Below are 12,012 nucleotides of genomic sequence, written 5' to 3'. Positions count from 1 at the left end.
ATACTTCTCCTTTTACTTGCTATTCAAATTTTAAAAAATAATCCCACTACTATCTACAGATAAACTGTAGATAATAGTGGGATAAATTATAGTCATGCTTCTTATGTATTTTCTCATGCTTCTATATATTGCCAACCTACAACAAAAACTCTTTTATTTTCTCTTCAACAAGCTTAACATCAATTGGTGTATCAGCAGACTCCATAGTCGTGATCAAATCTCTACCTAAAACAAAACCATTTCTTTCATAGTCTTGGAGTTTCTTAAAATTCTTCGTAGCATACTCTATATCCGAAACCAAGCCTAAATGTTCCCAATATACGGTCTTTCGTGTTCTTAGATTTAGGACTACAAAATCAGGATAAATTGTATTATATCCAAGCTCAAGCATAGGCTCGTATTGATATGGCACATTATACTTTTCCAATGCATCCGCGATAATCTTTTCTGATTTAGAGCGAACCATCTCTCCACGATTTGTCTTGTATAAACCTTCTTCTGGAAATGGGTTTTGATTTCCAGGATGAGCCTCAATCCATCTATATATATAAGCTTCATTTGGCTCTATTATTGGAACGATAACGCTCTTTCTAGCCTCAGACAACTTCTCATATACATCTTCAATTTCACTGGAATCATAATTTGCAATAAATTTGCTTAATTTCTTCCTCAACTCAACTAATTTCTTATCTACTGCTATTGCATAATCCCTCTGAATCAATTTTTTTACAAGCTTTAATTTTGGTAGCCCTGCATATTCACGCTTTCCAGTTTCTTTATCTATCAAATAGTATTGCTGACAGCCTCGCACAGTTGTAGCTTTTACTCCATACTCTGGTAGATTACTTAGTTTTGCCAGATACTTCTCATTTTGTTTTATCAAAACATCTAGTTCTCTTAACTGCGCTTCTAGCTCTTTCCTATAATTTCTCAATCTCTCCTTTAATTCCTTTCTAAAATCATCCATTTTTTCTTTTTTTTACTTTTGGGATGCATGAAAATTATTTTATTTTTTCACTATGCATCCCATTTACGCTTTTTATGCTTTTGGGTTGCATAGATTTCATGTATTTACCAAAAAAGTCTCTGATTTCCCCTCTACAACACCACTTAAGCATCACTGGAGTCATCCCTATTAGCTTTTTTTCTCATATGGGATGCATCTACTAATTCAACTATGCATCCCAAACAAGTTTTTCAAACAAATGGGTTGCATACCTAAAATATTGCAATCATCCCAAAGTTAATAAAACTGCCAATGGGTTGCATCGCGCAAAAAAATAACAAAAATACTAAAAAAAACACAACGGGATAATATGGCGAAATGAAATAACCTGCCATAAATGTGATATATTATTGTAAAAGAACAAATGATAGTGAATAATATAACGCTTGGATTCCCAAATGTCAACATACACTTCCAATTCTATTGGTGCTGTATACTCTTTGAAAACAAAAAAGCCATGGAAACATTGCAACTGCAATGTTTTCATGGCTTTAAATAATTATTCTAATTCCACTGTTCCAGGTGGCTTGCTTGTCAAATCATACATTACGCGGTTAACTCCCTTAACCTCGTTTATGATACGGCTCATAACTCGCTGAAGTACTTCAAATGGGATTTCAGAAGCCTCTGCTGTCATGAAATCGATAGTTTCAACTGCACGAAGGACTACTGCGTAGTCGTAAGTACGCTCGTCACCCATAACGCCTACTGAGCGCATGTTTGAAAGGGCTGCGAAATACTGATCAGGAAGCTTCTTAAGTCCTGCCTCAGCAAGCTCAGTACGATAAATATAATCAGCATCTTGAACTATGCGAACCTTTTCTGCTGTAACTTCACCAATGATGCGGATACCAAGACCTGGTCCTGGGAATGGCTGACGGAATACAAGGTATTCTGGAAGGCCAAGCTCTAAACCAACCTTACGAACCTCATCCTTGAAAAGGTTACGAAGTGGCTCGATGATTTCCTTGAAATCAACATAATCAGGAAGACCGCCTACGTTGTGGTGAGACTTGATAACAACTGACTCACCGCCTAGGCCTGACTCAACAACGTCTGGGTAAATAGTACCCTGAGCCAAGAAGTCTACAGTACCAATCTTTTTAGCCTCTTCCTCAAACACACGGATAAATTCCTCACCGATAATCTTACGCTTCTGCTCTGGCTCTGTAACACCTGCAAGCTTTGCGTAGTAACGCTCTGCTGCATTTACACGAACGAAGTTAATGTCAAATGAACCAGCCTCGCCAAATACGCTTTCAACCTCGTCGCCTTCGTTTTTACGAAGAAGACCGTGGTCTACAAATACGCAAGTGAGCTGTTTGCCAATAGCCTTAGCAAGAAGGGCCGCAAGTACTGATGAATCAACACCGCCAGAAAGAGCAAGAAGTACTTTACCGTCGCCAACTCTCTCTCGAATTTCTCCGATAGTCTGCTCTACAAAGGAATCCATGCGCCATGTGCCAGCTGTTTCACAAATGTTTCTAACATAATTATGAAGTATTTCCTTACCTTTTACAGTGTGAAGTACTTCTGGATGGAACTGAATAGCGTAAAGCTTTTTAGCCTCGTTAGCAGCTGCAGCAACTGGACAATCTGCTGTATGAGCAATAATCTCAAATCCTGGTGCTACTGCCGAGATGTAATCAAAATGACTCATCCAAACAACTGTTGAATCCTCAACCCCAGCGAATAATGTGTTTTTTGCACCATCAATAAATGTGTCAGTCTTTCCATATTCACGTACTGGTGCCTTTTCTACTTTGCCTCCAAGTACATGCATCATAAGCTGTGCACCATAGCAAAGACCTAACACTGGAATGCCTAACTCGAACAATTCCTTAGTGTATGTAGGCGCACCTTCTTCATAACATGAATTAGGACCACCTGTTAAGATGATTCCCTTTGGATTCATTTCTTTTATCTGCTGAATTGGGGTACGATAAGAATAGATTTCACAGTAGACATTACATTCTCTTACACGACGGGCTACAAGCTGATTGTACTGACCGCCAAAATCAATAACGATGATTTTCTCCTGATTCATAGACGCTCCTTTAATTCCTTTTTTAATTTCATTAAGTATATAAGAATTATTCGATTTCTTCAACCAAAACCTTAATTAAATAGGATTTTATTCGATACAATAATTAGAAGTCTACACAAAGGAGTTTTTATGAATATTGCAGCAACTAGTTCATTAAGTTTAAGAATGTTTTATCACAGCTATTCTTCTGTGGCTACCGGAGCTACTAGAAAAGCTGCCAGTACTGGTACGCTTTCAATGGCTGATGCCAGTGCTTTGCGCAATGCCGTCAGAAAGCTTGAAGAATACGATTTCGAAAGCGCTACCAAAGATCAGATTCAAGAAAAGCTCCAGGCCTTTACAGATACCATGAACAATGCTATCACTTCTGCAAACAAATATGGTGCTGGCGACACTTCTGTGCGCAATGCTGTATCAAAACTAAAAAGACTAAATAATGAATATTCTTCTGAGCTGCAAAAAATAGGCATTAGTGTAGATAAGACTGGAACTATGTCACTTTATGATAAAGCCTCAAAAACTTACTCGGCAGAAAAGTTTTCAAAGTTCTTTGATAACGATTCCAAATACCTAAAAGAAGTTTATGATGCTGCCAAAAGGATAACACGTAAGGTTGATGTCCGTTTATGACTTGAACTTTTTCCCCTTTTGGACTAGAGTATGAATGGGTATATTTGTGCCCTATCATTATATTCGGAGGCAATAAAATGGTTTTTAACAGATCCTCAAAACGAGGACTAAAAATAATAATCGTTGGATGCGGAAAAGTCGGTCGTACTCTTGTTGATAGACTCTCCAAAGAGGGGCATGATATCGTAATTATCGATCAACATCAAGATAGAATAGACTATCTTACAAATCTATATGACATTATGGGTATCAAAGGTAATGGTGCCAGCTACAGTATTCAGGTAGAGGCAGGTATCAAAGACGCTGATCTCATAATTGCAGTTACCAATTCAGACGAACTAAATCTCCTATGCTGCACAATCGCTAAACAGGTGGGCGACTGTGCTTCAATAGCCAGAGTTCGTAATCCAGATTACTCAAAGGAAATTTCATATTTACAGGAGAAGCTTGGTCTTGTAATGATTATTAACCCAGAGCTAGAAGCTGCAAGAGAGATTTCTTCAATTCTCTCACTGCCATCTACTCTCGAGGTTTCATCATTCGCTCACGGCCAGGCTGAGCTTGTTGAGTTCAAAATTGAAGACGGCAACGTACTTGATGGTCTTACAATAAGAGACTTAAGTTCAAACATTTCAAGCAAAGTGCTTATCACAGCTGTAAAGCACGAGGATGAGGTTATCATCCCTACTGGTGATTATATTTTAAAGGCCAATGATATTGTCTGTGCCGTTGGTGCAAGAAGATTTGCCCGTACATTCTTAAATGAAATCGGATTTAAGACACGACAGGTAAAAGATTGTCTTATCGTAGGAGGAGGCAAAGCTTCCTACTATTTAGCAAAACTTCTTTTGCAGGCCAAAATCTCTGTCCGAATCATTGAAAGAGATAAAACACGTTGCGAAGAGCTTTCTATTGCTCTGCCAAAGGCAACAATCATTAATGGCGACGGCGGCGACGAGGCTTTACTTCGAGAAGAAGGTATAGAATATGTAGAAAGTTTTGTTCCTCTTACAGGTATTGATGAGGAAAACATATTATTGACTCTTTATGCTAATCAAGTTAGTAATGCCAAGGTTATCACCAAAGTAAATAGAATCAATTTCGACAACGTTATATCCCAGTTGAATCTTGGTTCAATTATCTATCCTCGCCACATTACAGCTGAATCTATCATAGCTTATGTCCGTGCAAAAAGCGCGTCTGGCGATGGCAACGATATACTTACCCTGTCTCACTTATTCGATCAACAGGTTGAGGCAATTGAGTTTAATATCAGCGAAAAGTCTAAAGCTACTGGCGTACCGTTTTCAGTTCTTCAATTTAAGGATAATGTGCTTATTGCATTTATTAACCGCAATGGTACAATCATCATTCCAAGTGGTTCAGACACAATAGAGGTTGGCGATACAGTAATGGTTGTCACCACCCACACTGGATTTGCCACAATACAAGATACTTTGAGGTAGTCAGATATGAATCATTCCGTTATACGTTTTATTTTAGGATATGTTGTGGGCTTTATGGGATTGTTTTTGATGCTGCCAGTACTTGTAGCCTTTATATACCATGAGCCAGTTTGGTTTGATTACGCGATTGTTGCTTTTCCTTGCCTCATAATAGGCATTGCAAACAGCTACTTCAAACCAAAGAATCATTCATTTTATTTAAAAGATGGTTTCTTCTGCACAGGTGCATCCTGGGTTGTGCTATCAGTAATTGGTGCGCTTCCACTTTACATCACCGGAGAAATCCCTCACTATATCGATGCACTGTTTGAGTCTGTATCAGGCTTTACTACTACTGGGGCATCCATTGTTGATAATGTAGAGCGACTCACCCATGCTTCTCTTTTTTGGCGAAGCTTCACTCACCTTGTCGGTGGTATGGGTGTATTGGTATTCTTACTTACAGTAATCCCTCTTGCTGGTGGAGATGGCTCTCAGTTCAATCTTATGAAGGCTGAATCCCCAGGTCCATCAGTTGGAAAGCTTGTTCCAAAGTTAAGAAATACCGCACAGATGCTTTATTTAATTTATCTTGGTCTTACAGCTTTAGAAATTATTCTTTTGCTTTTAGCAGGAATGACACCATTCGAAGCAATCAACACTGGAATTGCAACAGCTGGAACTGGAGGCTTTGGAATATATGCTAACAGTATTGCAGCATTCAATGTTAAATGTCAGTGGATAGTTGCTATATTTATGTTTATTTTCGGTGTTAACTTTAACTTCTATTACTGTATTATGTTCCATCATGTAAAAGAAGCATTTAAGATGGAAGAAGTTAAAATGTACACTTTTCTAACTTTGACATCAATTGGAATCATTACATTCAATATTTTAGGCAGCAGTGCTGGTTTATTTGACGCCCTTACAAAAGCAGCATTCCAAGTTACATCTATCCAGTCCTCTACTGGATTTTCAACTGCGGATTTTGCTGTATGGCCTCAGACTAGCCGTTGTGTGCTTGTACTGTTAATGTTTATTGGTGCATGTGCCGGTTCCACTGGTGGTGGAATCAAGGTATCGAGATTCGTGCTTATGGGCAAAGCTGTTCACAAAGAGCTTATCAGCTATATTCATCCACGCAGCGTCAGAAAGACAATCCTTGATGGTAAGCCTGTAACACATGACACAATCCGTTCAAACAATGTATTTTTCGGTACATTTATGCTTACATTTTTCGTAAGCGTATTTATACTTTCATTTGAGAACTTAGATTTTTCAACAATCTTTACTGCAGTCATTGCTACAATGAGCAACATTGGACCTGGTATGAGTTTAGTTGGTCCAGCGGCCAATTTTGCATTCTTCTCAGATGTATCAAAGCTTGTTTTGATATTTGATATGCTTGCAGGACGACTTGAATTATTCCCAATACTTATGCTCTTCCATCCAGTGATATGGAAAGATTTGTTCTCTAAGAGACGTTGCAAAGAACTAAAAAATGCAGGAAAAATTTTAAAAAAATGATAATGACAACTTTAATGAAGATGACTGATGCATACGAGCATCAGTCATTTTACAATTCAATTGAAAATTTAAACATTATGGATTTCAAAGATTTAGAGGGCACACGCTGTTATCTTGATGATGAGGCAAAAGCCAAGATTCTAAAACAAATGGACGTTGCCTCTGTAAATGGAATTCATTTTATAGATTCGGGAAACTATCACTATCTCTCCCTTCTCTGGTTATCAAAAATAGAGACCGATTTTAATCTAATACTATTTGATCATCACCCAGACAATCAGCCTCCTAGTTTTGGTGATATTACATCCTGCGGAGGATGGGTGCTTGAAGCGTCAGAAACACTTCCACATATGAAGAACGTCTACACTTTCGGCGTTGGAGATGTTCCAGACATATCTACTATTCCTACTGATATGCCAATCTACGTATCAATAGATAAAGATGTGTTAAGCACTGACCATGCTATCACTGATTGGGATCAGGGTGATATGACACTAGATAAAATGAAAGATTATATTTCACAAATCCTTTCAAACAGGCAGATTATTGGTGTTGATATCTGTGGCGATTCAGGAGAAATGGCTGAACAGGAAGCCTGCATAAATAATCAGACAAATAAGACTCTTTTTGACTTTTTATGCGATTTTTTTTAAACTATAAATAAGAAAAATGATTGGAGGGGGCCACTATGTATCCAGTAATTACTATCTCAAGAGAATTCGGCAGCGGCGGTCATAGCATTGGAGAAGCTGTTGCAAAGCAGTTAAATATCCCATTTTATGATGGTGAAATTGTAAATCGTGTAGCTGTTGAAAGCGGCTACGCAAAAGAACTGATAGAGACTCAGGGCGAATACACATCTTCAACTGCAATGTGGTTTGATATATCTGCAGCAGGTACAATGTATTTCCAAAGTCCTCAGGATGAAATTTTCATAGCTCAGAAGAAAGTAATCCTAGATTGCGCCAGCAAAGGACCTTGTGTAATTGTTGGTAGATGCGCAGATTATATCCTTAGAAAAGAAGGTGTGCGCTGCATGAACGTTATGATTCATGCCGATATGGAACACCGTAAGAAACGTGTTTTAGAGCGCTACGAGAATATCGAAAACGTTAGTATCGAAAAACGTCTTGCAAAAAAAGATAAGCAGCGTAAAACATACTACAAGTATTACACAGATAAAAACTGGGGTGATTTCAGAGAATATGATGTTATCCTAGACAGTGGTTCGCTTGGTGAAGAAATGTGTGTAAAGACAATATGTGAACTTGCAAATGCATTTCCAGAATAGAATAAGCAAAATAGCATCGCATTTGCGATGCTATTTTTTAGTTAACTAAGGAATTGCTCCATAAAAGCCACTATAGCTTGCTCCTTAACTCTAGCGCTATCTTCATTTGATGCTGTGATTGAAATGTAAACTTTCATCTTTGGCTCTGTACCTGAAGGTCTAACTACCACCGAACCATTTCCATCAAGATAGAATTTAATTACATCTGATTTTGGTAATCCATCTATTCCCTTAAGATAATCATTTACTCTCACGACTTTGACACCACCAATTTCTGGCATATCATCTCGCATTACTGCCATTATATTCTGCATCTTTTCCAGCCCTGAAGAGCCTTCAAATTCGTACGAATGTAATGTATTAAGGCAATATCCATACTTAGCATATAGTTCTTCAAGTTTATCAAGCAAACTGATACCACGAGTCTTGTAGTAAGCAAACATCTCGCAAATCAGAAACGCACCATCAACGGCATCCTTATCTCTCACATATGAACCACTAAGGTAGCCATAGCTTTCCTCGAATCCGAATATGTAGGAATCAGCTTTTTCCTTCTTTTCAAGAAGACCAATTTCTTCACCTATAAACTTAAAACCTGTAAGCACATTTACAGTCTTAACACCATAATTTGCCGCAATCTGCTCACCTAAATCAGTAGTAACAATAGTCTTTACAACTTCTGCATCCTGTGGCATAGTGCCATTCTTCATACGCATTGAACACACGTAATCCAATAGCAAACAACCTGTCTGATTGCCAGTCAAAAGCACATACTCACCCTTAGAATTTTTAACAGCAATGCCTACTCTATCGCAGTCAGGATCTGTAGCAAGTAAAAGATCTGCATTGCATTTCTTAGCATATTCCATACCAAGAGCCATGGCTTCCTTAATCTCTGGATTAGGATAAGGGCAGGTTGGGAAGTTTCCATCTGGATTCTTCTGCTCCTCAACCAATGTGATATTTGTGTAGCCAGCTTCCTTTAAAGCTCTAGTTACAGGTTTTAAACCAGTACCATTTAACGGAGAATACACGATTGCTACATCCTTATTTATCTCCTCTGAGCTCACAAGGCTCTGTCCCAACACCTCATTTATAAAATCCGTATATACGTTATCTGCTATATACGCCACATTACCATTTTGTAATGCAGTCTCATAATCAATCGTTTTAACTGTCTCAAAAGTATCAACATTTTCTATTTCCTCTAGTATTTCTGCTGCAGCTTCTGTTGTAATCTGACAACCATCAGAACCATATACCTTATAGCCGTTGTATTTAGATGGATTATGAGAAGCTGTAACCATTATTCCTGCTGCACAATTTAGCGCTCTTACCGCGTACGAAAGGCAAGGAGTTGGCATTAATTCTGAATAAATAAAAACCTTAATGCCATTTGCTGCAAAAACAGAAGCTGCCGTCTTTGCAAATAAATCAGCTTTTATTCTGGAATCAAAGCTAATGGCAATTTTTCTATCTTGCACATCAAAATTCTTGATAACATAATTGGCCAATCCCTGAGATGCTTTTCTAACAGTGTAAATATTCATTCTGTTAGTGCCTGCGCCAATTACTCCTCGAAGTCCCCCTGTGCCAAAGGCAAGATTTCTATAAAAAGCATCTTCAATCCTTGCTTCATCTCCAGCAATTTGTTTTAATTCATCTACAACATCTTTATCTTCGGTAGCCGCGTTACACCACACTTCGTAAGTCTCTATATAACTCATTTTCTTCCCCCTTTTCCTTAATTCTATCTGCTGTCGACAATACAGCCTGCAGCTTTCCTGTAATTTCCACTCTGCCAAAATCATTCGGAATGATAAAATTATCTCCCTTTTTGATTGGCTGTCCATTAATTATTCCACTTCCGTCTGTAACAGTCATATTCAAAAATGGATATTTCTGTCTAAAGGAAATATCACCATCAAGATTGAGATGGAACACACTGTAAAAATCACAGCTATATAATGGGACCAATTCATTTGTAATAGAATTTCCTGTGTGAATCACGCACTTTGCTGGATCCTTTGCCGGAACTGTTATAACATCCTCACTCTGCTTAATATGTAGTTCACGTGGCTTTCCATTCGATAATCTATCATAATCGTATACACGATAAGTAATATCACTATTCTGCTGAGTCTCAAGAATAAGAAGACCGCCCTTAATAGCATGAACAGTACCAGGATCAATCTGAATAAAATCTCCCTTTCTAACAGGAATCTCTCTAATCAAATCGTTCCATTTGCCTTTCTCAATCATCGACTCAAGCTCTTCCTTCGAAGATGCATTATGTCCAATTACAAGGCTTGCATCCTCCGGACAATCCAATACATACCAACACTCTGTCTTTCCGAAGCTGCCATTTTCATGTACCTTAGCATAGCTATCATCCGGATGAACCTGAATACTAAGATCATCTCTTGCGTCTATCAGCTTAACCAAAAGTGGGAATCTATCTAAATCAAGATTTCCAAACACCTCAGGATGCTTTTCCCACAGCTCCGATAGCTTCCACCCCTCATATGGTCCATATTTGTTTTTTCCATCACCATTTGGGTGAGCAGAAATACCCCAGCACTCGCCTACATCCTGTCCCTCTTCCTTATATCCAAAATCATCATGAAGTTTTGAACCTCCCCAAATATTATGAGTGCATACTGGGTCCAGGAACAGAATTTGTTTATTTATCGTATTTACGGATAGGCTCATGCCGTTAGTCTCTATAAGACGTTTGTACCAATATCCTGAATCCTTTACAATTCTTCGCTGATTATGATAATCAACGTATACCAGTCCAAAGCGTTCCTTAAAGCCCTTTTCCCACTCAAGGTTGTCAAGGAATGTCCAACAGAAGTAGCCTCTTACATCTGCACCTTCATCCACTGCTCTTTGCATTTCACTGATATATTCATCCAAAAATGTAATCCGGTCAAAATCATGAACTCGTCCATCAATAGATATATTATCGTGGCAAGCCATACCGTTTTCTGTAATATACAAAGGATATGGATATCTCTCTGTTAAAAACTTGATTCCATAATAAAAAGCTCTAGGTGTAACAGGCCAATCCACAGCTGTAACAGGACTTCCAACTTCTCTATCAACATACTCAGGCTTACCATTTTCTCCACTTCGAATATAGTATCCGTTGTATATGTTCTGGCCCATAAAATCTATAGGCTGATGAATAAGATCCATGTCCTCCTCTGTAATTTCTGGAAGATAATCTGCAAATTTCTTTAAGCCTTCCTCTGGATAACGACCTAAGAAAACAGGATCTGAAAACCATGAAATATTCCATGCCCATTCCTCTATTGGATTTTCGAATCCAAAGTAAACCTTCCTAGCCGCCTCTATATCTTCTGGTGAATCAGTATATGGATAAGCTACTCCACCTGTTGGTGCAAATCCAATTTTAATGTCCTGTTTTGCATATTTTCTAAGATTAATAACACCTTTTCCATGTGCCTTAAGAAGATTGTGAGCAATTAAGAAGGAATCCTTGATTGATACCTTAATTCCAGGTGCATGAACCCCTGTCATATGACCTAAAAGCACCACACATTGAGGCTCGTTAAAGGTAATAAAATTAGTACATATGTCTGTAAAATTTTCAGAAACTATCTTTGCATACTCTCCAAACCAATCTACCACCTCTGAATTTAGCCAACCACCTTTATGATATAGAGCTTTAGGAAATTCCCAATGAAACAATGTGATATATGGTTCTATACCATTTTGCTTCATAGTGAGAATCATATCTCTATACATATCTATAGCCTTCTGATTTACTTTTCCAGTACCTTCTGGCAAAATTCTTGACCAGTTCAATGAAAATCTATAGGCCTTAATCCCCATGTTTTTCATAAGAGCATAGTCTTCCTTATAACGATGCATATGATCACAGGATACTTCTGCGGTCTGATTAGCATAGCCATTTCCTTCGGCAAGGAAATCGTCCCAGATTACTTCTCCTCTTCCGTCATTAGGGTCTGTACCTTCTACCTGATATGCACTGCTTGCAACACCCCATACAAAATCTTTTTTAAACATACTTTCACTT

Annotated in this window: 9 protein-coding genes; 5 read left to right on the top strand and 4 right to left on the bottom strand. The window is 38.2% G+C overall.

Annotation, left to right across the window (positions count from 1 at the left end):
• Nucleotides 1-136: 136 nt before the first annotated feature.
• Together T498_RS14980 and guaA are read right to left on the bottom strand one after the other, a co-directional pair.
• Nucleotides 137-967 carry a hypothetical protein gene (locus tag T498_RS14980; RefSeq protein WP_051524613.1) on the bottom strand — a complete coding sequence of 277 codons (831 nt, stop codon included), beginning with the start codon at nt 965-967 and terminating at the stop codon, nt 137-139.
• Between the two features lie 538 nt (nt 968-1,505).
• Nucleotides 1,506-3,053 (bottom strand): glutamine-hydrolyzing GMP synthase, encoded by a 1,548-nt coding sequence (gene guaA, locus T498_RS0105380; RefSeq protein ID WP_028235029.1) that lies wholly within the window; start codon nt 3,051-3,053, stop codon nt 1,506-1,508.
• A gap of 129 nt (nt 3,054-3,182) precedes the next feature.
• Between guaA and T498_RS0105375 the strand changes: the two genes are divergently transcribed.
• The 5 genes from T498_RS0105375 to T498_RS0105355 all read left to right on the top strand — a co-directional run bounded on the left by T498_RS0105375 (nt 3,183) and on the right by T498_RS0105355 (nt 7,946).
• Nucleotides 3,183-3,683, top strand: coding sequence for a hypothetical protein (locus tag T498_RS0105375; RefSeq protein WP_028235028.1), 501 nt, complete (start codon nt 3,183-3,185; stop codon nt 3,681-3,683).
• A gap of 77 nt (nt 3,684-3,760) precedes the next feature.
• Nucleotides 3,761-5,149 (top strand): Trk system potassium transporter TrkA, encoded by a 1,389-nt coding sequence (gene trkA / locus T498_RS0105370; RefSeq protein ID WP_028235027.1) that lies wholly within the window; start codon nt 3,761-3,763, stop codon nt 5,147-5,149.
• 6 nt (nt 5,150-5,155) lie between these two features.
• The gene (locus tag T498_RS0105365; RefSeq protein ID WP_028235026.1) at nt 5,156-6,655 is read left to right on the top strand and encodes a TrkH family potassium uptake protein; all 1,500 of its coding nucleotides are present in this window, start codon (nt 5,156-5,158) and stop codon (nt 6,653-6,655) included.
• Nucleotides 6,652-7,308 (top strand): hypothetical protein, encoded by a 657-nt coding sequence (locus T498_RS0105360; protein WP_028235025.1) that lies wholly within the window; start codon nt 6,652-6,654, stop codon nt 7,306-7,308. The genes T498_RS0105365 and T498_RS0105360 overlap by 4 nt, the downstream gene beginning before the upstream one ends.
• A 35-nt stretch (nt 7,309-7,343) precedes the next feature.
• On the top strand, nt 7,344-7,946 hold the full coding sequence (locus T498_RS0105355; protein ID WP_028235024.1) for a cytidylate kinase-like family protein: 603 nt from the start codon (nt 7,344-7,346) through the stop codon (nt 7,944-7,946).
• A gap of 41 nt (nt 7,947-7,987) precedes the next feature.
• On the opposite strand, the gene T498_RS0105350 is transcribed toward T498_RS0105355, so the two are convergent.
• Nucleotides 7,988-9,673, bottom strand: coding sequence for a phospho-sugar mutase (locus T498_RS0105350; protein ID WP_028235023.1), 1,686 nt, complete (start codon nt 9,671-9,673; stop codon nt 7,988-7,990).
• Complete coding sequence (locus T498_RS14975; RefSeq protein WP_081779685.1) at nt 9,639-12,002, bottom strand: GH1 family beta-glucosidase; 2,364 nt, start codon at nt 12,000-12,002, stop codon at nt 9,639-9,641. Before T498_RS14975 ends, T498_RS0105350 begins: the two co-directional genes overlap by 35 nt.
• Nucleotides 12,003-12,012: the final 10 nt, after the last annotated feature.

Origin of the sequence: Pseudobutyrivibrio sp. MD2005, from assembly GCF_000621865.1 — a bacterium.
GTDB lineage: Bacteria > Bacillota > Clostridia > Lachnospirales > Lachnospiraceae > Pseudobutyrivibrio.
This window is presented reverse-complemented; position numbering and strand designations above follow the sequence as displayed.